Origin of the sequence: Ensifer adhaerens, assembly GCF_000697965.2 — a bacterium.
GTDB classification, from domain to species: Bacteria; Pseudomonadota; Alphaproteobacteria; order Rhizobiales; family Rhizobiaceae; genus Ensifer; species Ensifer adhaerens.
On sequence record NZ_CP015881.1, the window covers coordinates 1347707 to 1372782 of the forward strand.

21 protein-coding genes are annotated in these 25076 nt (G+C 62.4%); 6 read left to right on the forward strand and 15 right to left on the reverse strand.

The window, feature by feature from the left end; translation table 11 throughout:
* Nucleotides 1–80: 80 nt before the first annotated feature.
* The 12 genes from FA04_RS25825 to FA04_RS25880 form a co-directional block, all read right to left on the reverse strand.
* On the reverse strand, nt 81–1115 hold the full coding sequence (locus FA04_RS25825) for a LacI family DNA-binding transcriptional regulator (RefSeq protein WP_034805837.1): 1035 nt from the start codon (nt 1113–1115) through the stop codon (nt 81–83).
* Between the two features lie 14 nt (nt 1116–1129).
* A complete protein-coding gene (locus FA04_RS25830) occupies nt 1130–2833 on the reverse strand; it encodes an amylo-alpha-1,6-glucosidase (protein WP_034805835.1) in 1704 nt (567 codons plus the stop codon).
* Between the two features lie 4 nt (nt 2834–2837).
* A complete protein-coding gene (locus tag FA04_RS25835) occupies nt 2838–3650 on the reverse strand; it encodes a carbohydrate ABC transporter permease (RefSeq protein ID WP_034805833.1) in 813 nt (270 codons plus the stop codon).
* Complete coding sequence (locus tag FA04_RS25840) at nt 3643–4596, reverse strand: carbohydrate ABC transporter permease (RefSeq protein ID WP_234798784.1); 954 nt, start codon at nt 4594–4596, stop codon at nt 3643–3645. The genes FA04_RS25835 and FA04_RS25840 overlap by 8 nt, the downstream gene beginning before the upstream one ends.
* A gap of 25 nt (nt 4597–4621) precedes the next feature.
* The gene (locus FA04_RS25845; protein WP_034805831.1) at nt 4622–5851 is read right to left on the reverse strand and encodes an ABC transporter substrate-binding protein; all 1230 of its coding nucleotides are present in this window, start codon (nt 5849–5851) and stop codon (nt 4622–4624) included.
* A gap of 20 nt (nt 5852–5871) precedes the next feature.
* The gene (locus tag FA04_RS25850) at nt 5872–7020 is read right to left on the reverse strand and encodes an ABC transporter ATP-binding protein (RefSeq protein ID WP_034805828.1); all 1149 of its coding nucleotides are present in this window, start codon (nt 7018–7020) and stop codon (nt 5872–5874) included.
* A 194-nt stretch (nt 7021–7214) separates the two neighbouring features.
* Nucleotides 7215–10247 carry an aminotransferase class III-fold pyridoxal phosphate-dependent enzyme gene (locus FA04_RS25855; protein ID WP_034805825.1) on the reverse strand — a complete coding sequence of 1011 codons (3033 nt, stop codon included), beginning with the start codon at nt 10245–10247 and terminating at the stop codon, nt 7215–7217.
* Nucleotides 10248–10259: 12 nt separating this feature from the next.
* Complete coding sequence (locus tag FA04_RS25860; RefSeq protein ID WP_034805822.1) at nt 10260–10952, reverse strand: SDR family oxidoreductase; 693 nt, start codon at nt 10950–10952, stop codon at nt 10260–10262.
* On the reverse strand, nt 10933–12588 hold the full coding sequence (locus tag FA04_RS25865) for an amino acid ABC transporter permease (RefSeq protein WP_034805819.1): 1656 nt from the start codon (nt 12586–12588) through the stop codon (nt 10933–10935). The genes FA04_RS25860 and FA04_RS25865 overlap by 20 nt, the downstream gene beginning before the upstream one ends.
* 74 nt (nt 12589–12662) lie before the next feature.
* Nucleotides 12663–13409 carry a transporter substrate-binding domain-containing protein gene (locus FA04_RS25870; RefSeq protein ID WP_034805816.1) on the reverse strand — a complete coding sequence of 249 codons (747 nt, stop codon included), beginning with the start codon at nt 13407–13409 and terminating at the stop codon, nt 12663–12665.
* A 19-nt stretch (nt 13410–13428) separates the two neighbouring features.
* On the reverse strand, nt 13429–14502 hold the full coding sequence (locus FA04_RS25875; RefSeq protein WP_034805813.1) for a LacI family DNA-binding transcriptional regulator: 1074 nt from the start codon (nt 14500–14502) through the stop codon (nt 13429–13431).
* Nucleotides 14503–14682: 180 nt separating this feature from the next.
* Nucleotides 14683–15438, reverse strand: coding sequence for an SDR family NAD(P)-dependent oxidoreductase (locus tag FA04_RS25880; RefSeq protein ID WP_034805810.1), 756 nt, complete (start codon nt 15436–15438; stop codon nt 14683–14685).
* A 329-nt stretch (nt 15439–15767) separates the two neighbouring features.
* Here FA04_RS25880 and FA04_RS25885 point away from each other — a divergent pair, with 329 nt between their 5' ends.
* The 6 genes from FA04_RS25885 (at nt 15768) to FA04_RS25905 (ending at nt 19869) form a co-directional block, all read left to right on the forward strand.
* Nucleotides 15768–16355: a L,D-transpeptidase gene (locus FA04_RS25885; RefSeq protein ID WP_034805983.1), complete on the forward strand. Its 588-nt coding sequence runs from the start codon at nt 15768–15770 to the stop codon at nt 16353–16355.
* A 190-nt stretch (nt 16356–16545) separates the two neighbouring features.
* A complete protein-coding gene (locus FA04_RS35965; RefSeq protein ID WP_077963089.1) occupies nt 16546–16677 on the forward strand; it encodes an ABC transporter in 132 nt (43 codons plus the stop codon).
* A gap of 145 nt (nt 16678–16822) precedes the next feature.
* Nucleotides 16823–17395, forward strand: a complete 573-nt coding sequence (locus tag FA04_RS25890) for a hypothetical protein (protein WP_034805807.1) — start codon at nt 16823–16825, stop codon at nt 17393–17395.
* A 218-nt stretch (nt 17396–17613) separates the two neighbouring features.
* Nucleotides 17614–18201 carry a protein-S-isoprenylcysteine O-methyltransferase gene (locus FA04_RS25895; RefSeq protein ID WP_034805804.1) on the forward strand — a complete coding sequence of 196 codons (588 nt, stop codon included), beginning with the start codon at nt 17614–17616 and terminating at the stop codon, nt 18199–18201.
* Between the two features lie 10 nt (nt 18202–18211).
* Complete coding sequence (locus tag FA04_RS25900) at nt 18212–18994, forward strand: hypothetical protein (RefSeq protein WP_051659711.1); 783 nt, start codon at nt 18212–18214, stop codon at nt 18992–18994.
* The gene (locus tag FA04_RS25905) at nt 18991–19869 is read left to right on the forward strand and encodes an SDR family NAD(P)-dependent oxidoreductase (RefSeq protein ID WP_034805802.1); all 879 of its coding nucleotides are present in this window, start codon (nt 18991–18993) and stop codon (nt 19867–19869) included. Before FA04_RS25900 ends, FA04_RS25905 begins: the two co-directional genes overlap by 4 nt.
* Before the next feature lie 76 nt (nt 19870–19945).
* Here the strand turns inward: FA04_RS25905 and FA04_RS35970 are convergent, their stop codons facing one another.
* From FA04_RS35970 to repB, 3 genes are all read right to left on the reverse strand, one after another.
* The gene (locus FA04_RS35970; RefSeq protein WP_234798785.1) at nt 19946–20629 is read right to left on the reverse strand and encodes a DUF930 domain-containing protein; all 684 of its coding nucleotides are present in this window, start codon (nt 20627–20629) and stop codon (nt 19946–19948) included.
* Nucleotides 20630–20783: 154 nt separating this feature from the next.
* Nucleotides 20784–23654: a DNA translocase FtsK gene (locus FA04_RS25915; RefSeq protein ID WP_034805800.1), complete on the reverse strand. Its 2871-nt coding sequence runs from the start codon at nt 23652–23654 to the stop codon at nt 20784–20786.
* A 341-nt stretch (nt 23655–23995) separates the two neighbouring features.
* Nucleotides 23996–25072 (reverse strand): plasmid partitioning protein RepB, encoded by a 1077-nt coding sequence (gene repB, locus FA04_RS25920; protein WP_034805797.1) that lies wholly within the window; start codon nt 25070–25072, stop codon nt 23996–23998.
* Nucleotides 25073–25076: the final 4 nt, after the last annotated feature.

Here is a 25076-nt window from a genome sequence, read left to right on the forward strand (position 1 = left end):
GGGTTTTGTCTGTGCGCCCTCGAATATAAACGTTTATATTCAAGGGCATGAATGAGCGCCCTGAGCGGGCGTGAAATTCGTCAACGGTTCGGGTTCAAGCGGTCGTCGCAACGCTCGATCAGGTTCGGCATGAGCAGCGTCTGCAGCGCTTCCGGCGGCTCACCCTCCATGCGCCTGAGGATATAGGCGCCGAGCAGGCTGCTCGGTTCACTGATCGGCAGGTAATAGGTGGTGATCGGCGGCGCGAAATACTGGCTGACGTTGAGATCGTCGGTGGCGTTGATCACCGCATCGCGGCCATGCACCAGCCCGCGCTCGTGGAAGCCCGAGAAGGCGCCGAGCGCGGAGGCTTCATTGGCGCAGATATAGGCGGTCGGCGGGTTGCCGAGCTCCGACATGGTCAGCACGTTCTCGCGGCCGAAAGCCGGCGTCAGACGGCCATGGGCGACGAGCGCCGGATCATAGGGAAGCCCCGCGACATCAAGCGCATGCCTGTAGGCTTCGTGCCGGGTGATGCCGTAGCTTAAGTCCGAGAGCGGGTTGAGCAGCGCGATGCGGCGATGACCGCGCTCGGTGAGCCGCGCCATCGACACCCGGATCATCTGCTCGTTGTCGGCATCGACATAGGCATGCGGCGCATTGTGAATGCTGGTGCCATAGGTGACGAAGGGGAAATCGGCCGCCTGCATCGTGCGGATGCGGGGATCGTCGGCGCGGGTGCCCGAGATGATGATGCCGTCGGCCTTCTTCAGCGAAACGATCTGCTTGATGACCGCCTGGCTCTCCTCGAAATTGCGGACCGCATAGAGCGAGACGCGATAGGGACTGTCTTCCAGCGCCCAGGAAATGCCGCTCAGGAGCTGGGCGTATTCGACGCCTTCCCATTCGTTCTGCTTCGGACCCGGCGCGGTCATGATGGCTGCGACCTGATAGGTCTTGCCGGTGCGTAACTGCACGCCATGCATGTTCAGTTCGTAGCCGACGCGTTCCGCCGCTTCGATCACGATCGCGCGCGTCTCCGGACGAACCTGAGGCGAATGCTTCAGGGCCTTGGAAACGGTGGCGATGGAAAGCCCCGTCTCCTGCGCAATGGTCTTGATCGTCGGTCTCTGCATGGCGGTTCTGCTCGTCACGGGTTGTCAGCGCTGAGCGATGCTGCCAGCACAAGATAGACTGCGGATGTCCAGGCGAATGCGCGATCGCGAAGGCCCCTCCCCGAGCGCGCGTCGAAGTTTTCGGCCATACCGCTTTTGCTCGCAAGTGAACAGAACTTTTCCGCGACTTCGCGCGCGAGCTCAATCTTCCCTTGCCGGCGCAGTCCATCCCAGAGAAGCAGTGTGGTCGGCGCCCAAATCGGCCCGCGCCAGTAACCGTCGTCTTCGTAGAAGGAACTCTTCGGGCTTTCCGTCGCCGGGCCCCATTCGGTGATGAAACCGCCGGCGACGAGCCGCGCGACAAGCTTCTCGCGCATGTCGGGCGTCAGCCGCGAACCGAGCAGCAGCGGCATGAACTGGATGAGGTTGTCGCCCGGTAAGATCCGCTCCGGATCCGCAGCGAGCCGGGCGCCAAAGGTCTCGCCGGTCCAGAGGCGCTCGAACAGCAGCGCCTGCAGCTCGTCTGCCTTCTGCCGCCACACCGCCCGGCGTTCTCGATCGTCTTCAAGAAGCTCGGCCAATGCCTCGCAGGCAAGGATCAGGAAAACCGGCAGATCCGGCGAGATCACCGGGCCGCCTTCGGCAAAGAAGGTGGCGTTGTCCCAGCCGCTGTCGTTGCCGTGGAAATAGGACGGCAGGCTCGTGGCATCTTTGCGTCCATGGGTCAGCCAGTAATCGACCTGTCGGCCGATGGCGTCGCGCAGGTAGGACTTGCGCTCCGCTGTCAGGAAGCCCGGATTGGCAGCTGCGATCAGCGACACCGCCCAACCGTGCACCGGCGGCTTGGTGAAGGCAAAGAGCACGTCGCGGTCGTTGATGTAATCCGGCAGAAGGCCGGAGGCGTCCTGGTGGTCGAAGATTGCTGCGAACTGATCGAAGGCGAGATCCTGATCGAAGGCCGCAACGCCCAGCGCCGAAAAGGCGTTGTCCCAGCTCCAGATGTTGATCATGTGGTTCTTGGACATGTAGATCGCCGGCCGCGTCAACGCGCCACCGGCCGGCACGCCGTTCGCCCAGAGCAGATAGCTTGCCAGCCGATGCGCCTCGCCCTGGCCGTCAACACCTCCGGGAACGCGCGCGTGCCACACAGAGAATTCTGCCTTCGCATCCGAAAGCGCCTCGGCGAACCGACCGGGCCGATCAGCCGGCGGCACGGTGCGGAAGAAGTCGACATTGCCCTCGAAGGCACCGGTCCCCGAAAAGGCGAAGGACACGTCTTCGGAATGATCGCGCTGCCAGGCGCCGGTGACCTTCAGGTCGCCGGTGATCGCCCGCGGGATGAACTTGACGTTTTCGACCGCAGCGACGAGGCAATCCTCTCCGTTCGGCGTGCGGTAGACATAATCGTAACGCGAGCCTTCGAGATGAAAGCGTACGCCGGCTTGTCTGCCGGATATGTGCAGCCGCTCCCCTTCGCCGATGACGAAGGTGACTTCGCCGTCACCGACGCGTGCGTCGAGTCGTTCGGGTGAAAGCACGAGCACCGGGGTCACGGCCCTGCCTTCCGCATTGAGAAATTCCACACGGCAGAGACGGCCGAGAGACGGCCGCTCGTCGCCGCCGGCGACGTGCCGAAGATAAAGCGCACGTTCGCCGTCGCGGCCAGGCACGCGCATCATCGAGAGCGTCAGGAACCGGCCCCTGCGGCTGAAGGGCACGGTATCGATGTCGAACAGCATGCCGTTATCCCTTCACCGACGAGCCGACTGCGCCATCCATGATGTAGCGCTGGGCGACGAAGAAGAGGGCGAGCGGCGGCAGGCAGAGGATGACGGTGATCGCCGCGATCGAGGTCACGTCCACCTCGTGCAGGCCCTTGAACATGGAGAGGCCGAGCGTGAGGGTGTATTTCGACTGGTCGTTGAGGAAGATCAACGGGCCGAGATAGTCGTTCCAGGCATTCATGAAGTGGAAGGTGCCGACCAGCACCAGGGCCGGCATCATCAGCGGCAGATGGATGCGCCAGTAGATGTCGAAAGCGTTGGCGCCATCCATGCGGGCCGCCTCGTCGATCTCCATGGGCACAGTCATGATGTACTGGCGCAAAAGGAAGACGAAGAAAGCATCGGCGAAATAGGCGGGCACGATCAAGGGCTTCAGCGTGTTGATCCAGCCGAGCAGGTTGAACTCCATGTAGAGCGGGATCATCTTCACGTCCCACGGGATCATCATGGTGGCGAGCAGCAGGATGAACAGCGGGTCGCGGCCGGGGAAGCGGAAGCGGGCAAAGCCATAGGCAACCAGCGACGACGAGATCAGCTGGCCGATCGTCGACAGCACCACGACGATTACCGAATTGGTGAGGTAGGTGCCGAAGGGCTGCTTGTTCCAGGCGGCGGCAAAGTTCTCCCAGTGCCATTCCGACGGCCAGAAGACTGGCGGGAACTGGTAGAGCTCGGCGGAGCTTTTGATCGCCGTCATGAAGGTCCAGTAGAACGGCGCGATGAACAGCGCCGAGAGCAGGATGAGCGCGGAATAGAGCAGCGTCTTACGCATTGTGCTCTCCATCGTTCTGGCGGACTTCGCCTTCGTAATAGACCCAGGCAGCCGACCAGCGCATGACGCCGAGGCTGAGCAGGAGCACGATGATGAACATCACCCAGGAGCCGGCGGCGGCATAGCCCATGTCGAAATACTTGAAGGCGTTGTCGTAGATGTACATGGCGAAGAAATAGGTGGAGCCGAGCGGTCCGCCCTTGGTCAGAAGCAGCGCGATCGTCAGCTGCTGGAAGGCCGAGATGATCGAGGTGATGAAGGTGAAGAGCAGCATCGGCCCGAGCATCGGCAGGGTGATGAAGACCATCTGCGCCCAGCCGGGAACGCCCGAAACGGTTGCGGCCTCGTAGAGCTCCTTCGGGATGGCTTTCAGGCCCGTCAAGAGGATCAGCATCGTGCCGCCGAGCCCCCAGAGGCTGGCGATGATGATGGCGACGATCGCCAGGTTGGGATCGCCGAGCCAGTTCGGCCCGTCGATGCCGACGAAGGAGAGCATGAAGTTCAAAAGCCCGTATTCCCGGCTGTAGATCCAGCTCCAGATCGTCACCAGCGCGACGCCGGAAATGACGCTCGGCAGGTAGAAGGCGGTGCGGAAGAAGCCGCTGGCGAAGGTAATGTTATGCAACATCAGCGCCAGCAAGAACGACATGACGATGTTGAACGGCACATAGATTGCCGCAAACTTGACCGTAATCCAGAGGCTTTCCCAGAACTGCGGATCCTCGAACAGCATGGAACGATAGTTTTCGAGCCCGACGAACGTGCGTTCACCGACGACGGGCCAGTCGTAGAAGCTCATTGTCAACGAGAAGACGAGCGGGCCAAGCGTGAAGAACAGAAACCCGAGGATCCACGGGGAAATGAACAGATAGGCCGCGATGTGGCGGGCGAAGGCCGAGCGCTTGCGCTTGGCCGCGGCCGGCACTGCGGCTGTTGCATAGGTCATGTCCATCTCCCCGGGCTCCCTTGTCTTACTTGATCAGCCGCTTCGAGCGGGCAACCGCCTCGTCGAGATGCTGCTTGGCATTGCCCTGGTCGATCATCGTCGCCTCGATGGCGCGAGCGAGATTGTCCTGGACCTTGCCCCAGTTGGCGTTCTTCAGGAACGCATGGGTTTCGGTGTTGGAGGTCGCGAGAATGTCGAAGAACGGCTTGTAGATCGGGTCCTTGGTCATGCCCTTTGCTTCCGCAACGCTGGTGCGCACCGGCAGGTCGTTGATGCGCATGGCAACCGCTTCCGGCGAGGAGAAGAACTTGACGAATTCCCAGGCGAGGTCCGGATGGGCCGCATCCTTGGCGATCGAGATCGCCGAAACGCCGAGCGCCGAGTGGGCGGTCTTGTCGCCGAACTTCGGCAGTGGTGCTACGCCATACTTGATGCCGGATGCATCGATGCCGGACTTCGACCACATGGCGCTCTGGAACATCGCGATCTTGCCGCCCTTGAACAGCGTGCTGCCCGACGTGTCGTCGCCGAGGTTCAGCGTGATCGCTTCCTGCTTCTTGGCCATGTCGCCGAACATGTCGAGGACCTGGGCGGCGGCGTCGCTGTTCATGTAGCCGTCGATCTTTTTGCCATCGTCGGAAATGTACTTGGTGCCGTTCGACCAGAGGAACTGCTCGAAATCATAAGGGTCGGGCTTGGCGTCGACGGCAAAGCCATAGACCTTGTTTGGCTCGTCGCGGAACTTGGCAGCCTTGGCGCGCAGGTCGTCCCAGGTCCAGCCGTCCTTCGGTTCCTCGACGCCGGCCTTGGCGAACATGTCCTTGTTGTAGAACACCACCTGGGTGGTGAAGCCCGACGGCATGCCGTAGGTCTTGCCTTCGACACGAACCGTGTTCATCAGGCCCTTCGGGAAATCGTCCGGCTTGATCTCGGCCGCATCCTTGGCGATCAGCTCGTCGAGCGGCTTCAGCGACGTGTAGTATTGCGGGAAGTTCCACATATACATGACATCAGGCGGGTTTCCGGCACCGAAGGCGGCGATCAGCTTCTGATCGTAACCGTCGGCATAGGGTTCGACCTGAACCTTCACGCCCGGATGCTTCTCCTCGAACTTCTTGGCGATTTCCTGCTGGATCGCCAGGCTTTCGTCCGTGTCCCAGGTCGCAAAGCGCAAGGTCTCTTCTGCGCGAGCCGTGGCGGTTCCAGCTATTCCCAGAACCATCAGCGAGCCGATGATCGACTTCCTGTTGAGCATGTTTCTCCTCCTCCTTCGGGTTACGCGACCCGCTTTGCCTTTTCCTGATTGATGAGCGCCTGCGTCTCGCCATCGAGACGTCGGGCAACCGACTGGCCATCGCCGTCGAACAGATGGCAATGCTCGGCCGGCAGACGCAGATGCACGCGCTCGCGGGCGGAAACCGGATGCGTGCCGCGCACGACCGCGGTCATGTCGCCACCATTCTGAAGGCTGATATGGACGTGGCTTTCCGTGCCGAGCCGCTCGACGAGGCGCACGTCGCCGACGAGGTGACCCTCCTCGGCCGAAACCAGCTCGATCTTGTCCGGGCGAATGCCGAGCGTCACCGACTTGGGCTTGGCGACCGGTGCGGCCGAGAGCATTTCGAGCGTGAGCGGATGGGCGAGACCACCGCCGTTGAGCGTCACCGCCGTATCGACCTGCGACGTCACTTCGGTGGTCACGAAGTTCATGCGCGGCGAGCCGATGAAGCCGGCGACGAACAGGTTGGCCGGCTGATAGAAGAGTTCGAGCGGCGTACCGAACTGGCTGACCTTGCCCTTGTCGAGCACAACGACACGATCGGACAGCGTCATCGCTTCCACCTGGTCGTGGGTCACATAGATCATCGTCACGCCGAGACGTTCATGCAGCGCCGCAAGTTCGACGCGCATGGTGACGCGCAGGCCCGCGTCGAGGTTCGACAGCGGCTCGTCGAGCAGGAAGAGCTTTGGCTCACGCACGATCGCGCGGCCGATCGCCACCCGCTGGCGCTGGCCGCCGGAAAGCTGGCGCGGCTTGCGGGCCAGCAGTTCCTTGATGCGCAGGATGTCGGCAGCGCTCTCGACGCGGCGGTCGATCTCGTCGCGTTTCATGCCGTTCAGCGCCAGACCGAAGGACAGGTTCTTGCGCACGTTCATGTGCGGATAAAGCGCGTAGTTCTGGAAGACCATGGCGATGTCGCGCTTGGCCGAAGCGACGTCGGTGATATCGCGATCGCCGAGATGGATCGAGCCGCCGTCGAGATCCTCGAGGCCGGCGATCGAGCGCAGCAGCGTGCTCTTGCCGCAGCCGGACGGACCGAGGAAGCAGACGAACTCGCCGTCGGCGATATCGAGGTTGATACCCTTCAAGACTTCGAGCGAACCAAAGCCTTTGCGCAAATTGTCGATGCGGATCGCTGCCAACGGGCCCTCCCTGCCGGCGGAGCACTGCTGCGGCCAACGGCCGAGTTGCAGCACCAAGTTAAACGTTTATATGCACGATAAAAACGTTTAACTTTCTTGTAAAGCGGAAAATCGCATCGATCCGATTTTGCTGTTGAGAGCAGAGAGCAATGACAAAACGGCCGCCCGGAGGCGGCCGTTTTTGGTCTTTTGTCTCAGACGCTTAGACGCTGAAGCGTATCGTCCAGCGCATCGAGGAAGCGGTCGCAATCCTCGGCGCTGAAGGGCGCCGGCGGCTTCACCTTCAGCACATTGTGGTGCGGTCCCTCGCTGCTCAAGAGAATGCGGTGCTTGCGCTTCATCTCGGCAATGACGAAATCAAGCTCGCGCGCTGCCGGCTCCAGCGTCTCGCGGTTGCGCACCAGTTCGATGCCGTTGAAGAGGCCGTGGCCTCTGACATCACCGATGATCGCGTGTTTGCCGGCGAGCGTCCGCGCCCCGTCCATCAGCCTGTCACCGACGACGCGGCAATGGTTCATTAGCCGCTCGTCGCGGATGACATCGAGCACGGCAAGGCCGATCTCGGCCGAGACCGGATTGCCGCCGAAGGTGTTGAAATACTCCATGCCGTTGGCAAAGGAGGCCGCGATCGCTTCGGTCGTGACGACGGCCGCCATCGGGTGGCCGTTGCCTATCGGCTTGCCCATGGTGACGATGTCAGGCACGACGCCCTGGAGTTCATGCGCCCACATGTGGCTGCCCACGCGGCCGAAGCCCACCTGCACCTCGTCGGCGAGGCAGAGGCCGCCGGCGGCGCGCACATGCGCATAGGCTTCGCGCAGATACCTTTCCGGAAGCGACAATTGCCCACCGGTCCCAAGAATGCCTTCGCTGAAGAAAAGCGCCGGGCGGCGACCATCGGCAGCAAGAACCGCAACCTGGCTGCGCACATCCTCGGCATATTTCCGGCCCGCATCCGCGTCACCATAGCGATAGCGCCCGCGATAGAGGTCCGGCATCTCGGCGACCTTCACATGCAACGCCTGCCCTTCCCCGCCCTTGCCGGCGAACTTGTAGGGGCTGACGTCGATCAGGCTCGACAGGTGGCCGTGATAGGCGTGGTCGACGGTGATGATGTCGCGATTGCCGGTATAGGCGCGCGCCAGCCGGATCGCCAGGTCGTTCGCCTCGCTGCCGGAATTGACGAAGAAGCAGACGTTGAGCGGATCCGGAAACTGCGCGGCGAGCCTGCGGGAATATTCGACCAGCGAATCGTGCAGGTAGCGCGAATTGGTGTTCAGCCGCTGCATCTGCGCCTGTGCGGCCTTGACGACGCGCGGGTGGCAATGGCCGACGTGGCAGACATTGTTGACCATGTCGAGCCAGCGCGTGCCGTCCTCGTCGATCAGATACGCGCCTTCGCCACCGACGATCTTCAAGGGTGTCGCGCTATAGGCGATGCTCAGCGACCGACCAATGCGACGATGGCGTTCACGCACAAGAAAGGCCTTGTCGCGCGGGACGATCACAGAGACCGGCACCGAAAGGCCAAGCACGACGCTCGGGTCCGGGCTCACTTCGCGCCAGACCTGCCATTGATCGCGCACGCCGACGCCATGCATCTGTCCGGCGAGACCGAGATGATCGGTGACGATCTGGAAATGCAGATGCGGCGCCCAGTTGCCGTTTTCGTCAGCGGAACCGAAGGCGGCAAAAACCTCGCCCTTGGCGATCGCCTGCCCCTTGGCGAGCTTGGCAACGCTGTTGCGCGAAAGATGACCGTAGAGCGTCCAGAAGCGCAGACCGCCTTCGACCTCGTGCTCGAGAAGTACGGTCGGACCGAAACCAAAGGCAACCGCGTCGTCGTGTATGTAGGCGACCTTGCCGGCGAAGGGTGCCGAGACCGGCTCGCCCGCCGGCGCGAAGATGTCGACGCCGAGATGCACCGAGCGCCGCGCGCCTTCGATCGCGGTCTCATAGGCGTCGCCCTGGTAGATCCCGCGATCCTCGCCGTAGAGGCCGATGCCGAAGGCGGCGCCTTCGCTGGCGATCTGGGCCATGATGCGGGCTTCAGCTTCCGCCGCATCGAGGCTTGACCATCGCGCGGCCTCCGGGCCGGCGGCGGAGAAATCGCACACCGTCACCTTCGGTTTTTTGACCGAGGGCCGAACGATCGGCGCGAAGTCATGCGCGTTCTTTTCGAGCCAGCGAACCACGGCAGCGGCATGCGGGATCGGCGCGAAGCCGCAGGCATCGCGGATGCGCGCGATGGCGATTGCGCGGTTTTCGCCCTGCAGGCGATTGAGCTCGCGCCAGACATCCTCCTGGCTGACGAGCAGATAGGTATTCTCAGGATTGTCCCGGATCTGCTTTGCCGCCATGCACATGCTGACGGCGTAGCGGGTCTTGACCAGATCGAAGACCAGTTCGACTTCCGCCTCGCTTAGCAGATTGACCTGATGGTAGGCGCCGGCAAGGGCTGCAACCGTGCCGACCGGATCGGGAGACCCGATCAGCGCATAGGCAGAGGCGACGGCGATCTCGATCACGCGCCAGGTCTCGACCATATCACCGAAGTCGAGCAAGCCGCTGACAACGCCATCCTTGTCGAGCAGCACGTTGTAGTCGTTGGCGTCGTTGTGAATGACCTGCTTCGGGCAGGAGGCAAGACGCGGAAGGACCGTCGAAGAAAAGTGCTCGAGGATCGCCTGAACCGCTTCCCGCTTGTCGGCGCCGTCGATCAGTTCCACATGGCAAGCGTGCATGTCGGCGCGGCCGATGTCCCAGGCATAGAGCCGCTTGGCGCCCGCATGGGAGAAATCTTCGAGGCCGCGGTCAAGACCGGCGAGCAGGCGCCCGAGGCTTTCGGCGCTCGCCATGTGGCGAAGCGGCGCCTTCGCCCAGATATCGCCGGGCAGCCAGGCGAGCAGCCGTGCGGTGCGCGGGCCTCGAAGTTCGATCTTGCTGGTGACGCCACCCGAGCGATCGCGAAACGTCCGTGAGATCGGCAGCCCCGAATCCTTGGCGGCGATGTGTTCGAGCACCGCAATCTGCATCTCGAGTTCGTCCGCATCGCCGGCAGCGTGCAGCTTCAACAGATACTCCTGGCCATCGGCAGCCGAGACACGATAGTTGAGATCGTGCTCGCCCTGCAGCGGCGAGAGGCTTGCCTCGATGCCGTAGGTCTCAATGAGCCAGATCCGGATCGTTGCCAATTCCTGCTCGGTTCTCAAATCTCTGTCTGCCATTTCACTGTCCTGTCACCACGAAACCCGGCGCCCGTCATAGGCGCGGAAACTGCCGCTATCGGCCAAACCTGTGCCGTCGATGATCGCCTTCAGCCCGGCAGCACTTGTCGCCACCGAAACGACGGCTTCGCTGCCGCCCATATCCGTCTGCACCCAACCAGGATGCAGCGAGACGACGGAAATCCCGTCGCCCTTCAGATCCTGCGCCAGCTTGACCGTCGCCATGTTCAGGGCCGCCTTGGAGCAGCGATAGGCATAGTCGCCGTCATCATCATCGAGCGTGCCTTCGGCAAGGGAGCCGGCGCGGCTGCTGATATTGGCGACGACGCGATGTTCGCCGGCGCGCAGGTTCGCAAGGAGCGCCCGCGTCACCAGCAGCGGAGCCAGCGCATTGACGCGCATAACGTCGAGAAAATCGCCCGGTTCAAGCGTCGCGAGGCCGCCGGTATCGCCGCGCACGGCCGCATTGTTGATCAGCAGATCGATCGCGACGCCTTGCAGCGACTGACCGAGAGCCTCGATCGATGCGGGATCGGCAACGTCCAGCACCAACCGATCCGCCGAACCTTCGCTCGCGACCGGTCCCCGCTGGCAGGCGATCACCCGCCAGCCGTCTTCGGCGTAAAGCCGCGCGAGTTCTGCGCCGAGCCCGCGGGAGGCGCCCGTGATCAGAACCGTGCGGAGCCTAGCGGTGCTTGATGTCATATTTCCGCTCGATCATGTTGACGAGGCTGGCCGCCGCCAACGTCAGGAAGATGTAGAAGATCGCCGCCGAGTTATAGGGCGCGAACGGCAGGAAGCTTGCCGACTGGAACTCCCGCATGCGCTGGGTGATGTCGCGGATCGACAGGATCGACAGCAGCGACGTGTCCTTGAGGATCGCGATCAGTTCGTTGCCAAGCGGCGGGATGATGATGCGGAAAGCCTGCGGCAGCACGACGAGACGCGCCGTCTGCCAACGGTTGAGGCCGATGCTGCGCGCCGCTTCGACCTGGCCGACCGGGATCGCATTGATGCCCGAGCGGAAGATTTCGGCGAGATAGGCCGAATAGGCGAGTGCCATCGCGACGATGCCGCGCATCAGGTTTGGCGGGTCGAGCACCCCTTGCGTCGCGTCCTTCAACGCCCCGCTCAAGGGCAGGCCGACATAAAGCACGATCACCAGCATCGGAATGCCGCGGATCGTATCGACGATGAACTCCGAGCCGATCGCCAGAGGATGGCGCTGGTGCAGATAGCCGCCGAAAGTGAGAAGGCCAAGGATGATGGCAAGCACGGCGACGGTGACACCGGCGGCACGGTCGCGGTCGTTGAGCGCCTCGGTCTTCCACAGGACCGGCATGTCTGCCGGAGCGGAGGCAGCCGGCAGCAAGGCCCCGGAAACGCCCTCGCCCTTGGCAATCGACGCCAGCGCCTCGGTCGGGCCGACGAAGGTGCGGACCGGCGTTTCCGTCTGCGGCGCGCCTTCATACTGACCGAAACGCACGGCGCTGATGAGCCCCGCCGGCGTATTGGTGATGATGCCGACCTTGCCGTCCAGCGTGCCGGCGAGCACGTAGGTGTCGCGCGGCTGCATGAGGAACCAGCCGGCCGCAACCGCCAGCACCAGGGTGGCGATCGCAAAATAGAGGCTGGTCCTGACGGTTGAGTGCAGTTGCAACAGCCCAACCCAGACAAGGCCCATGAGCGCCGCCAGGATATAAGCTGCGATCGCCGCGCGGATGGTGGTCGCCACACCGGCCGCAAAGGCGATATGGGCGAAGAAGAAGATGAAGACGAGACCCGCACCGTTGACGAGGCCGATGATCCAGCGCGCGATGCGGCGCGACCTTCCGTCAGGAGGAGCATCGGGACGTCTGCTCCAGAAATGAAGACCAAGACCAATCAGCGTGACCCCCAGATAGGCGGGAAACAGCCAGGCCTCGACGCCCTGCACCATGAGATCCGCAGCCTCGGTCAATTGCCGTGGTGTCACGCCCTTTGCGATCAATGTCGACTTGAACGGATCGACGCCATTGGCGACGACGGACGCGATGAAGGGATGGATATTGTGGCCGATGACGAGAACGGCGGCGGCAGCGAGATTGAGGAGCGCCGCCACATTGGCGAGGCGCGGACGCGGCGCCTTGGCGCGCGAGAATACGAGCACCGCGATGCCCGAAGTAAATGCGATCGCCAGCGCCAGAAAGCCAGGCACGAAGGCCGACGAACCGTTTTCGACACCGAGGATCGCCCGCAGCGAGCGCTGATAGTCGCCGGAGGAAATAAACAGGTAGATGATGAAGGGCAGCGCGGTCAGGATGATCAGATTGCTCGGACGCACGCTTCTCAGGAACGACATTCATTCCTCCGGGGGCATAGATTAGACAGACGGAGGACCCGGAGCATGCTCCGGGTCCGATCGGCGTTGAGAACTTACTTCAGGCCCCAATACTTGCTGATCAGCTGGTCGAGCGTGCCGTCGTCCTTGATCATCTTCAGGCCTTCGTTGAAAGCCGCAACATTCTCATCGCCCTTGCGGAAGACGAGGCCGAGCGGGTCAGATTCGAGGTCCTTGATGGCTACGACGAGCTCGCCGGCAAACTCGCGCTCATAGGCAGCGGCATTGGCGCCGTTGATGACGACGCCGTCGACGTCCTTATTCTTGAGCGCGATGATCGCGGCGCTGAACGTGTCGTAAGCAGCGACGTTCTCCTTGCCGACGACGCTTTCGGCGACTTGGGCGTCCGTCGTGTTTGCCTGGGCGGAAAGCTTTCTGCCGGCATTCTTGAACGCGTCGAGCGTGATGCCCTGGTCGTCAGCGCGCATGAGCACAGCCTGGCTGTTGACGATGTAGGGATCGGAAAAATCCATCGCCTTCTTGCGTTCCTCAGTGATCGAGACGCCGGAGGCGACGAGGTCGAAGCTGCCCTGGTCAAGTGCTGCGAAGATGCCATCCCAGCCGGTCGTGATAAATTCGGCCTGGCAGTTGATCTTGGCGCAGACGGCATTGACCACGTCGACATCGAAACCGACCACTTGTCCGGTTGCCGGATCGATGCTCTCCATCGGCGGCGAGGTCGTGTCGGATCCGACCTTCAGCAGTTTGCCGCCGAGGTCGGCGGCATGGGACACGCTCGAAGCAAGGGCTGCTACGGCCAGGGCAATCATCAGTTTCTTCATGGTTCTCCTCCTTGGATGATTAACTTTGGATCAGGCGGCCGCCGAGATTATCGGGCTGGCGCGCGATCAGTGTCGGCCTGAAGACCTGCCGCAACGCGTCAGGGTCCTCCCCCTCCATGCGGCGCAGCAGGAATTGCCCGAGCGTGCGACCGAGCACCTCGATCGGCTGATAGAAAGTCGTGATCGGCGGCGTGAAATAGGCGCTGACGTTGATGTCGTCATAGGCGATGACGTCAACATCGACGCCGACCTGGCGTCCGAGGCTGCCGAGCCCCGAGAGCACGCCGAGCGTGGTGGATTCGTTGATGCAGACGAAGGCGGTCGGAGCGTCGTCGAGCTGCAGGAAATCGATCACCGTCTGCCGGCCGAAATGGGTCGAGAGGTCGCCTTCGGCAATCAGATCCATCGGGGCTTCCAGGCCGGCCTCGCGAAACGCCCGGACGAAACCGTCGATCCTGTCGAGCGCGTAGGAAAGCCGCCGCTCCGGATTGACGAGCGCGATCCGCCGGTGGCCGCCGGCGATCAGCCGCGCGGTCGCCGCATGCGCTGCCCATTCGTTGTCGATGTCGACATGGGCATAGTTGAGATCCCCGCGGCAGCGCCCCATCGAGACGAACGGGAAATCCTCAGCGACGAGCAGATCGATGCGCGGGTCATCGGCGAGAATACCGGAGAAGATCAGGCCATCGGCAAGCCCCTGATCGACGATGCGGCGCGCCGCGTCCGCGCCATCGGCCGCGTCGCGGATCACGTGCACCGACATGCGGTAGTCGGTGCCATCGAGTGCCTGGCTGATGCCGCTGAGGGTCTGGGTGTATTCGACGCCGTCCCATTCATAGTCGCGTGCCGCAGTCACCGGCATCAGCACTGCGGCCTGAAAGCTCTTGCCGGTGCGAAGCGCCATGCCGCGGGCGTTGGCCTGATAGCCGACCTCACGGGCTGCCTTGTAGATGATGTCTCTGGTCGCCGGCGCGACCACCGGGGATTCGCGCAAGGCCTTCGAGATCGTTGCGATGGAATAGCCCGTCATCTCGGCCAGGGTCTTGATCGTCGGCGTCGGCGTGCGCCGCGCCCTGTGCATCTCAGTCGCCATGCACCCTCCCAGGCCTCGACCTCTCCTGAACATAGAGGTAACAGCCAATAAAAACGTTTTCAAGGAAAATAAAAACGTTTTTATTTTCGCGTCGCAACAAGCCGCAGCGCGATACCGGACGCGCGCATCTACGTGCCTAGAACCATAGGGAGGTGATCTAAAGAGTGAATACGCCGCCCGTTAGTGAGCGGTGTAGGCGCCGTCAACGAGATGAACGCTCCCGGTGATGAAACTCGCCTGCTCGGACAACAGGAAACAGATCAGGGCAGCAACCTCATCCGGCGTACCGAGACGACCCATCGGCTGCAGAGACATCATGCGCCTGTTTTTTGCCACGTCAGCATTTTCCGCCGAGAGCGGCGTGTCGATCCAACCAGGCGCCACGGCATTGATACGAATTCCCGTTCGGGCATATTCGATTGCAGCAGCCTTCGTCAGCCCAACCACTGCATGCTTGGCGGCCGTGTAGGCGGCTGCGGCCGGCAGAGCGACAGCGCCCAGAATGGAAGAGGTATTGACGATGGCACCCCCGCCCTGAGCGACCATGGCCGCGATCTCGTACTTCATACAATAGAAGACGCCGTGCAGGTTCACATTCATCAATGCGTGCCAGCCATCAACTGGATAGTCGGCGGTCGCCTTGCGGACCCCATCGACGCCGGCATTGTTGACCGCCAGATGCAGACCGCCGCAGGTCTTAACAGCGAAGGCAACCAGCTTTTCCACGGCGGCAGCGTCAGCAACATCGACGGCAACGTCGTGGGCTGCGCCCCCCTTCGCGCGAAGCTCCGCAACGATGTTGCGCGCGCCCTCAGCGTCGACGTCGGCAGCCACCACTTCTGCCCCCTCGGCAGCGAGTTGCCGACACACGGCTGCGCCAATTCCCGAACCCGCGCCAGTCACGAGCGCTACCTTGCCAGCGAAGCCTAAATTCATGCTGCCATTCCTAATTTACATGTTTCGACCCGTCGAGCGTGCACGACATCGCAAGTCATTTCATGGGCGCACATCAGGCCCCGATCTTCCAACCTGGCTGATGCAACTACACACAAGAATCGCAGCAAATTTTAATCCAATCCATGCATCACACCCATCCTCTCGTTCCAGATATACAATCCTTTTCGTTCATCCCTGGGACGCAGAAAAAATATTAAGCGTCATCTGATTATCTGCTTGCAAGCCTCACTTGATTCATTGGAACTTGGCCAGGCAATATTGTAATGCTAGAAAGATTCGGGGCGTACCATTTTTCTCAGCAGGTAAAGATGGACAATCACCGCATTACACGGAGACTCCTGTTAACCGGCAGCCTTGGCTTGTTGGCGGGATGCAGTTCAACTTGGCAAGGCGTCTCCTTTCCGTCCCTATACGGCGGCACCCCGGGCGTTGATCGTCGCTACCGAAAACGGCACGTCCGATATGACGGCAACGAGCCGGCCGGAACGATCCTTGTCGACACATCGCAACGCTACCTCTACTCGATCGAAAGTGGTGGATGGGCGATGCGCTACGGAATCGGCGTCGGAGAAGAAGGCCTGACCCTCAAGGGGCGGGCAGTTGTCGGTCGAAAGGCGGAATGGCCGACATGGACACCGACGGCAAGCATGATCCGACGCAAGCCGGAATTGGCGCAATACGCCGGTGGCGTTACAGGCGGCCCTCACAACCCGCTAGGGGCGTCGGCTCTATACCTTTATCGCAATGGACAGGACACCAAGTTCCGGCTCCACGGTACAAATGCGCCCTGGACAATAGGGCAAGCCGTTTCCAACGGCTGCATCCGCCTCACCAACGAGGACATCGTCGACCTATACGCACGGACACCGATTGGAACTTCGGTATTGATCATTTGAAGCCGTACTCTATCTGAGTTTGACATTGGAGTAGGGGCCAGCACGCTTTGATGGATTATTTAAACTTCGGTAACGATAAACCGACCAACGAGCGTGTTATTTCTGCACTAGGACGAATCTCGAATTACCGGTAATACTATGAATGTAGCCTTCGAATAACCATTCCGACAACAGAGGAAAGGAAATATTGATGAGCCGAATTCTAATCGTGACAGTTGCGTTGCTTTCCGTGGCCAGCCTCGCCGCTTGCGGGACAATCGGTAAAGGCAAAGGCAAGGCGCCACCACCGGTGGCTGAAGAACCAGCGCCCGTTTACAAATAGTCACTGACCTTAGTTCGGGGAGGACCTCACAGTCCTTCCCGCCCTGTCTGACCGTGGCCGGCTTGGCCACATTTCGCGACGCGGATCGAAAGCCACCAGTGGCGCATTCGCAGCCTGATCAGAATTTGGGAGAGATGGCGCAGAAATGACTCGTTCACGAGGTCGTATTTCGTTCGCCGTCCTAGCCGCAATCGCGGTTACGGCGTGTCAATCGCAGGACAAGGGCCCTCAGCCGCGATTCGTCTCAAGCTATGCGGGCACCACGTCACAACAGCGCGATCAGGGCTATTTCATTGAATTCCGCTCTCGTTATGCGCTCAGTTACGGTCACTCCTACGTAATTTTTGGCCGGCTCAGCAAGTCTGGAGCGATGATCAGTCCAGAAGTTGCGGGGCTTGCACCCGCGACAAGCGACACTGCTCCCTATGTTATTGGCCACCTTTTGCCGGTTCCGGCCGAAACTGGCGTCAGTGACGGTGATCTGGAGGAACAGTACAGGTCCGCGAGCTGGCGCGTCATGTTGACGGAAGCGGAGTATCGCGACGTCGTTGCCAAGATCCGAAAGCTCAAGTCCGAAGCCCGCTTCTGGCAGGCGTCAATCTACAACTGCAACGCTTTCGTCGCCGACATCGCCCGCTCCATGGGCTACAAGACACCAGGCATCTGGCTCAGGCCCCAGCAGTTCATCACGAGACTACGCGAGATGAACGGCGGATAGGCTGAAAGAACACGCGCACCCCTCCGAACGGTCAACAAGGACCGCTTGCGCCATCATCGGCTGCCATCACCACCCTTGGCTGCTGATTATGGGTATCGGCTGGCCGTCGACGTTTCGGTACCTTGTCAGGTCGAGGCGGCGCGTGGCAGTCTCACCTACGCTTGCCGCTTCGGTGATCGAACCCTGCAGCAAAAGAGCTTGAGTGAAACAACGTGAACATGTCTGTCGCTTCCATTGGCGAAATCGTCTGGGTCATAGGCATCATTGCCTGGTACGTTATCCGTTATCCCTTTGAGCGCCGGGCAAAGCGCGTGCGGGTGATGAGCAGTCGTCGCTCGGCGAGCGATACGATCGGTCTGGCCGCTGCGTTGGCGGGCCTTGCGATTTTGCCCGGATTGTATGTTGCAACGGGAATCCCCGCTTTCGCCGACTATACGGGGCGCCCATGGTCGGTGGGTCTTGGCGGCGTCATCTTCGCCTTGGCTCTATGGACGTTCCGCCGCACCCACAAGGAACTCGGCCGAAACTGGTCGATCTCGCTGGAAATTCGCGAAAAACATCAGTTGATCTGCGGGGGCCCTTACGCCCTCGTGCGCCATCCGATGTACACCAGTTTCCTGCTCATGGGCGTTGGCCAGCTGTTTCTGCTGTCGAACTGGGTGGCTGGCCTCGTGGGTGTCCTTGGCTTCGCTGTGCTTTTCTTCCTGCGTGTAAGCAAGGAGGAGCGCCTGATGCTGGAATTCTTCGGGCCCGAATATCGCGCTTACATGGACAGGACGAAGCGAATTATACCCTATATCTATTAGAGGTGGCACTATGCGCGGCCGACCGATCAAGCTTTCCGCCGCACGACGCCTCGTCGGCGATCTGATGCGATTTTCCATCGGCGTGCCGCGGGTCACGGTGCAACGGCAGATGGACATCAGCGCGTTGCACAAAGCCCGGGCAGGCCGACCTGACCGGCCATCGTGGATGGTGTTGTTTCTCAAGGGTTACGGGTTACTCTCGATGGAGACACCCGAGTTTCGCCGGGCTTATGTCAAGCTTCCGAGACCGCAACTCTATGAGTATCCCGGAAGCATCGCGTCCGTGGCGCACGAGCGCGAGCACGAAGGCGAACGGGTCGTCCTTCTCAGCACGATCAAGCAACCCGAGAGGCGGTCCCTTGCCGAATTGAGCGCCCTGCTCCAGGAGGCCCGGTCCCGCCCCGTGCTCGAGATCAGGGAATTCCGGCGGGCGTTGAAGATTGCACGCCTGCCCGCGCCGTTGCGGCGGCTGCTGATGTGGCTCAGCCTGAACATGGGGCGCCAGCGCGGCCACCGCTTCGGCACCTTCCAATTGTCGGTCTATTCCGGCCTGGGTGCGGAGTCGCTCAATCCGCTGACGCCTTTGACGACCATCTTCAACTATGGGCCGATCGGTGACGACGGATCGGTCACGGTCAGGATCCACTATGACCACCGTGTCATGGACGGCGCCAATGTCGCGCGAGCCCTGGCTCGTTTCGAGGAAATATTGAACGGCGAAATCGCCGACGAGGTGGCAGAGCTTTCCGAACTCGACCAGCCGCCAATCGCTACGCCGGAGCCATCGGCATGACATCGCAGCAGTCACCACGACCCGCCATTGTCGTTGTCGGAGCGTCCCGGGGCATAGGCAGGGCAATTGCAGAGCTTGCCGCACGAGACGGCGCGCCGGTCGTTCTGGTCGCGCGATCCATCGAAAGCTTGCACGTCGTGCAAGCCGCGATCGAACAGGCGGGCGGCGAGGCATTCTCCCTGCCGGTCGATCTGGCCTCGCCCGATGCCACGCGCATTCTCGACGAATTTCTTTCGCGCGAAGGCCTCGTCTGCGACGTTCTTGTCAACAGTGCCGGCTATGGCCTGCGCGGCGCGGCGACCGCTTTGCCGATTGCCGACCAGATTGGAATGATCGACGTCAATGTGCGTGCGCTTGCGGCCCTTACTTTGCACCTGTTGCCGGGCATGGTCGCGCGCGGCCGCGGCGGCATCATCAATCTAGCCTCGGTCGCGAGTTTTACGCCCGGCCCGTACATGGCAATGTATTATGCGAGCAAAGCCTTCGTTCGTTCGTTCTCCGAAGCGCTATACCAGGAGACGCGAAGGACCGGCGTAACTGTGACCTGCGTTGCGCCGGGACCGGTATCGACCGAGTTCCTCGAAAAATCCGGCGCCAACAGGGCTGCCTTGTTCAAGGCGCTCCCGAAAGCCACTCCGGAATACGTGGCAAAATGCGCCTGGCGCGGCTTCAAGGCGCGCCGGCGGCTGGTCATTCCCGGCATTTCCGCCAGGCTGGCAATCCTGATGGCGGGCCTCCTTCCCTCCGCAGCGCTCTTGCCGCTTGTTGGTCGTCTGCAACTGCGCGGCAACGACCCCTGCCCCTGCGGATCTGGCAAGCAACTGAAGCACTGCTGCCGCGCAGGCCACGCCAAAGGCGGAACGGCCCCGGCGTGATCCGGCTCCGCAGCCTGCTTCTCGTCACGTCCTTCGCCAAAGGGCGCAGGGAACGGACTTCGATCGATGGCCACGATCAGTGGGCTGCGGCGCCAGCGGAGAGGAAATTTGCCTCCCACTCACTTTCCGGAATTTCGTCACCAACCTGAAACTCAAATGCGGCGACGCTTTTGATATCCGGCGCCACGGCGCAGCCAAACTTGATATTGAACCAGCGCCCCTTGCTGCGAAAGGCGGCGCCTTCCGCACGGAGGTTCCGCCCAGCCAAGACGATATCCGACGTGGCGTAGGCGACGAGCAGGTCGGGGGTAAAGTCGACGCGCCAGCGATGAACCTGCTCCATCGCCTCGAGATTGCAGAGCTGGACGATCTGTTCATCGGCGGCGAGCTGTGACAGCCCTTCCAGCGCCTGTCTGCTGCGTGGATCAGCCAGTATCGCCGCCGAGAAGAACCGCTTCGCTTGCACCATCGGCTGGGCAGCCGGCGGCAGCGTGGCTGTTTCCGCAGCAGGCGCCGTCTCCGGAACGGAATGCGCGACGGGCGGCGCATTTTGCGGTCCGAGCGCGGGCTGCACCACCTCAGGGCGTGGGGGTGGCAATTCCAGTATCTGAACGGCGATCCCCTCGTCCGGGCTCGGAACAGGTGGCCGTGGTGACGGGAGGAGGAAAAGCACCGCCACGGCGAACGCATGGAGGATGAGAGCAAGCGTTAGGCTTGGCCAGATCGGTGTCTCATTGCGACGATGCTTTACTGCTTGCACCGATCAGATCATCCCATGCGCGACATTAGGGCCGGAAGCATCACGACGACGGCTCCTGACGCAGGCGACACTAACAGCAACTCGAAGATAGAAAAGCCGCCGCCAACAACCTGTCAGCGACGGCTCGAAATCCTGGCCTGGGCTACGCCCGGTATCAATCCATGTCGTCGTTGTCGGGCGCGCTCATATGGTCGCGGTTGCCGTAGATGATCTCGCGCTTGCCGACGTGGTTCGCCGACCCGACGAGGCCTTCCTTTTCCATGCGCTCGACCAGCGAGGCAGCACGGTTGTAGCCGACGCCAAGGCGGCGCTGGATGTAGGAGGTCGAGCACTTCTTGTCGCGCAGGACCACCTTGACGGCCTGGTCGTAAAGTTCGTTGCCGTCTTCCGACGCAAGCGCGCTCTTGTCGAAGACCGGGGACTCTTCCTGCGGCTCTTCTTCCTCTTCTTCCGCCGTGACGGTGTCGAGGTATTCCGGGCGTCCCTGCGTCTTCAGATGTGCGACGACGTGTTCAACCTCAAGATCCGAAACGAACGGGCCATGGACACGGGCGATACGTCCGCCGCCCTGCATGTGCAGCATGTCGCCCTGGCCGAGCAGCTGTTCGGCACCCTGCTCGCCAAGGATCGTGCGGCTGTCGATCTTCGAGGTCACCTGAAACGAGATGCGGGTCGGGAAGTTCGCCTTGATCGTGCCGGTGATGACATCGACCGAAGGACGCTGCGTCGCCATGATCAGGTGGATACCGGCAGCACGCGCCATCTGCGCCAGCCGCTGGATCGCGCCTTCGATTTCCTTGCCGGCGACCATCATCAGGTCGGCCATCTCGTCGACGATGACGACGATGTACGGCATCGGCGCCAGGTCCATTTCCTGCTGTTCGAACAGCGGCTCGCCGGTGCCCTTTTCGAAACCGGTCTGCACCGTGCACATCACCGGTTCGCCCTTTTCACGGGCAGCGGCAGCGCGCTGGTTGTAGCCGTCGATATTGCGCACACCGAGCCGCGACATCTTGCGGTAGCGGTCTTCCATCTCGCGCACGGCCCACTTCAGCGCCATGACCGCCTTCTTGGGGTCGGTTACGACGGGGGTGAGCAGATGCGGGATGCCGTCATAGACGGAGAGTTCGAGCATCTTCGGATCGACCATGATCAGGCGGCACTGATCCGGGCTCAACCGATAGAGCAGCGACAGGATCATGGTGTTGATCGCGACCGACTTGCCCGAGCCGGTGGTGCCGGCGACGAGCAGATGCGGCATCTTCGCAAGCTCTGCAATGACAGGCTCGCCGCCGATCGTCTTGCCCAGGCAAAGCGCCAGCTTGTAGCCAGTCTTGCGGAAATCGACAGATTCGATCAGCTCGCGGAAATAGACGGTCTCGCGGGTGGCATTCGGCAGTTCGATACCGATGACGTTGCGGCCGGGCACGACCGCGACGCGGGCCGAAAGCGCCGACATGGAGCGGGCGATATCGTCGGCAAGGTTGATGACGCGCGACGATTTCACACCGGGCGCCGGCTCGAATTCGTAGAGCGTGACGACCGGGCCGGGGCGAACATGGATGATTTCACCCTTGACGCCGAAATCTTCGAGCACGCTTTCAAGCAGGCCGGCATTCTGTTCCAGCTGCTCCTGCGTCATGAAGAAGCCCTGACCGACGGGCGCTTCCTGCAGTAGGTCCTCGGATGGGAACTCGTAGCCGTCGGCGCTCGGCGCGCGGTCGGTCGAGCCGATGGCCGGCATGTTGCTGGGCGCGCGGGTGACCTGCGCCGGCATGGTGATGGCCGCCTTCGTGGCAACCGGCGCCGGCTGTTCGATTTCGACCGGTTCGACGTCAATGATTTCAGCGGCGGCCACAGACACCGGTTCTTCAGCCATGGCAACCGGAGCTGGCGCAACGTCGGCAACGGCCTCAGCGGCGGCGGCGGGCGGTTGCTGTGCTGGCACATCCTCCGGCTTTGCGCCGCGGACATCGACAACGCGGAACAGCGAGGTGATCGCCGTCGGCGGCATACGGCGGATTTCAACCGGGCGCACGGGCGCTGGCGGCGTGACCGCAATAGGCGCAACGGCGACGGGAGCGATGGCGGGCGTCATCGCAACCGGGGCTGGCGTCTCGACAAAGGGCTTCGGATGGGTGGCTTCCGTGCCGGCAACCTCAGCATCGTCGGCCGGGCCGAATTCGAAGAAGGCGAAATCCGACAGGAAGACAGAATGCGCAGCGCCCTGATCGACGGAAGCGTCGCCTGCCTGAGCGGGCGCGGGTTGGACTTCGGCGACCGGCGCGGAAACGGCGATCTGCGTCGTCAGAACGGGCGCAAGGGCTACGCCCTCGTCGGCCGGAGCTTCGACACGCGCGAGCATGGCCGGCTCGATCGTGTTTTGCGCGGCGGTCCAAGTGGGCAACTGGTTGGTCAGCATGCGCAACAGTTCGGACGGGCTGTAGGACGGCAGCGCGACCTCGGCCAGCGGCGCCTCGTCAGCAGCAACGGCCGAAGCTTCCGTCTGTACCGGCTCGACCGTGGCCGTCGCGACGGGCTCAACGGTTTCCACCAAGACCGGAGCAGGCTCCGCCGCCACCGCGACGATCGCCTCTTCGACTTCGGTTGCCGTTTCGCCTTCTTCGACCTGCGGCGCGCGTCGCTTCATGAATTCGCGCTCGGGCGTGCGGGTGAAGCGCACGTTCGGCGCCAGGAAGAAATGGCTCTCCCAGGTGGAATCGCCGTAGTGGCCGGCAATCTCCGAAAGGGTCGGCAAGGGTTCGCTCATCGTCGACGTCACCTGTGCAGGAGCGTAGGCGGAACCCTGCCCATAGAGGCGGGTCGCACGGCTCGTGGTTTCAGCCTGCTGGTTCGCCGGCCGGCGAGGCGCCGCCGGCGCCTCGTACAACTGATAGGGGTCGGCGGGTTCCGCCTCATGGGTGGGCATACCGCTCAACGCATCATCCTGCGGACCATCGAAATAATCCGCCTGGTTTGCATCATGCAAAGCAGCCTGTGAGAAGTTTGTCCTGGGAATACGCATGGGTCCTGGAAGAGCTAGAGACATCGCCGCGGGGCCTTCTAAGCGATAGGAAATGAAGGTTAACAAGTCCCTTCCAACGCCCCGTTTCGAACCGGGATCCGTGGTCGATTGCTGCCTTTCTGTGGGCTCCATGCAACGGCAATGCCCGACGCCCCAAGGCCGCCGCGACATCCCGTCGCCGGCCTCACACGGCCGAAAATATTTCTTGGATGGGGGCGACAGCGGCGATCGCACGGGGATGCTCGCGGCGGCCTACCATCGGCTCCGCCGGGAAAACGAATCGGGCCTGCGTGAGAGCGTCACGCAGGCCCGATTGGAACTTTCAGAAGGGCAGACTTCGTTCAGCCTTCGCGGCCCGCCGCGAACACCGCATGCTGCTTGGCAAGCAGTTCGACGACCTCGTCGATGAAGGCTGGATCGACATCGACTGAGAACTCGATGCGGGCATTCTTGCCGTCGCGCTTGAGCTTGGCAAAGGCGCGTCCGCCGGCGTCGACCAGCGTCTCCGGCTTGGCCGCTGCGTCCGGCTTCGGTTTGCGCGACAGGCGCGCGAAGACGATCTGGAACCGCTGGTCGCTTTCGGCTTCGAGGAAGCGGCGCGAGCGGCACTCCTCCTGCGCCAGTTCGACGGTCACCATGTCCTCAAGCAGCGCGCCGAAGGCCATCCAGCGTTCGCGGCCGACCTTCGGTGCCGGGCCGATCGCGCGGGCAATCGCCGGCGGCACGCCTTCGGCCACCTGCAGGAGGCGCGACAGCTCGCTCTTCTGCACGGCGAGCGCCTCGCCGATCACCTTCCGGTCGAAGCCGCGGTCGGCGAGCGCCGACGCAAACATGGCACGCTCGATGAAGGACAGGTTGCGCCGCTCGGCGTTTTCCTTGCCCTGCGCCAGCACCAGCTCGTCGTCAGTCAGCGGCCGGACGATGGCCTTGACCTTGGTGCCGAGGCTGCGCACGGCATTGAGACGACGATGGCCGTAGGCGGTCTGGTAGCGGCCTTGCTTCTGCGGGTGCGGGCGCACGAGGATCGGCGACTGCTGGCCGCTGTCGCGGATACTGTCGGCGAGCGCCAGGAATTCCGGATCGTCGGTCTCGCCGTCGGTCAGGCGGTCGCCGACGAAAGACGCATCGATCAGCTCCGGATCAAGCTCGACGACGCGCTCGCCCTGATGCAGGGCCTCGCGCAGCGCGCGGGCCTCTTCCGCCTCGCGGGTGATACTCCCAAGCGAAAGCCCCATGGCCTTGATCGCGCCGGAGGCGGCCCGCGGCACGTCGGCCTGGGCGGCGGGGACCACGACTGGCTTTGCCGGCTGCACGCTTGGTGCGGCGGGCGCCTTGTCATCCGCTTCCGCGGCAGGCGCCGCCGGGGCGACATTGCCGGAAAAGAGTGCGCGCAGTTCGTTCTTGCGGTTGCCAGCCATGTCG

Coding starts and splice junctions, on each gene's coding strand:
- FA04_RS25855 (WP_034805825.1), bottom strand. CDS start 10,247: ATGGCAGACAGAGATTTGAGAACCGAGCAGGAATTGGCAACGATCCGG.
- FA04_RS25860 (WP_034805822.1), bottom strand. CDS start 10,952: ATGACATCAAGCACCGCTAGGCTCCGCACGGTTCTGATCACGGGCGCC.
- FA04_RS25880 (WP_034805810.1), bottom strand. CDS start 15,438: ATGAATTTAGGCTTCGCTGGCAAGGTAGCGCTCGTGACTGGCGCGGGT.
- FA04_RS25830 (WP_034805835.1), bottom strand. CDS start 2,833: ATGCTGTTCGACATCGATACCGTGCCCTTCAGCCGCAGGGGCCGGTTC.
- FA04_RS25895 (WP_034805804.1), top strand. CDS start 17,614: ATGTCTGTCGCTTCCATTGGCGAAATCGTCTGGGTCATAGGCATCATT.
- FA04_RS25845 (WP_034805831.1), bottom strand. CDS start 5,851: ATGCTCAACAGGAAGTCGATCATCGGCTCGCTGATGGTTCTGGGAATA.
- FA04_RS25905 (WP_034805802.1), top strand. CDS start 18,991: ATGACATCGCAGCAGTCACCACGACCCGCCATTGTCGTTGTCGGAGCG.
- FA04_RS25865 (WP_034805819.1), bottom strand. CDS start 12,588: ATGTCGTTCCTGAGAAGCGTGCGTCCGAGCAATCTGATCATCCTGACC.
- FA04_RS25885 (WP_034805983.1), top strand. CDS start 15,768: ATGGACAATCACCGCATTACACGGAGACTCCTGTTAACCGGCAGCCTT.
- FA04_RS25870 (WP_034805816.1), bottom strand. CDS start 13,409: ATGAAGAAACTGATGATTGCCCTGGCCGTAGCAGCCCTTGCTTCGAGC.
- repB (WP_034805797.1), bottom strand. CDS start 25,072: ATGGCTGGCAACCGCAAGAACGAACTGCGCGCACTCTTTTCCGGCAAT.
- FA04_RS25825 (WP_034805837.1), bottom strand. CDS start 1,115: ATGCAGAGACCGACGATCAAGACCATTGCGCAGGAGACGGGGCTTTCC.
- FA04_RS25900 (WP_051659711.1), top strand. CDS start 18,212: ATGCGCGGCCGACCGATCAAGCTTTCCGCCGCACGACGCCTCGTCGGC.
- FA04_RS25875 (WP_034805813.1), bottom strand. CDS start 14,502: ATGGCGACTGAGATGCACAGGGCGCGGCGCACGCCGACGCCGACGATC.
- FA04_RS25835 (WP_034805833.1), bottom strand. CDS start 3,650: ATGCGTAAGACGCTGCTCTATTCCGCGCTCATCCTGCTCTCGGCGCTG.
- FA04_RS25915 (WP_034805800.1), bottom strand. CDS start 23,654: ATGCGTATTCCCAGGACAAACTTCTCACAGGCTGCTTTGCATGATGCA.
- FA04_RS25840 (WP_234798784.1), bottom strand. CDS start 4,596: ATGACCTATGCAACAGCCGCAGTGCCGGCCGCGGCCAAGCGCAAGCGC.
- FA04_RS35965 (WP_077963089.1), top strand. CDS start 16,546: ATGAGCCGAATTCTAATCGTGACAGTTGCGTTGCTTTCCGTGGCCAGC.
- FA04_RS25890 (WP_034805807.1), top strand. CDS start 16,823: ATGACTCGTTCACGAGGTCGTATTTCGTTCGCCGTCCTAGCCGCAATC.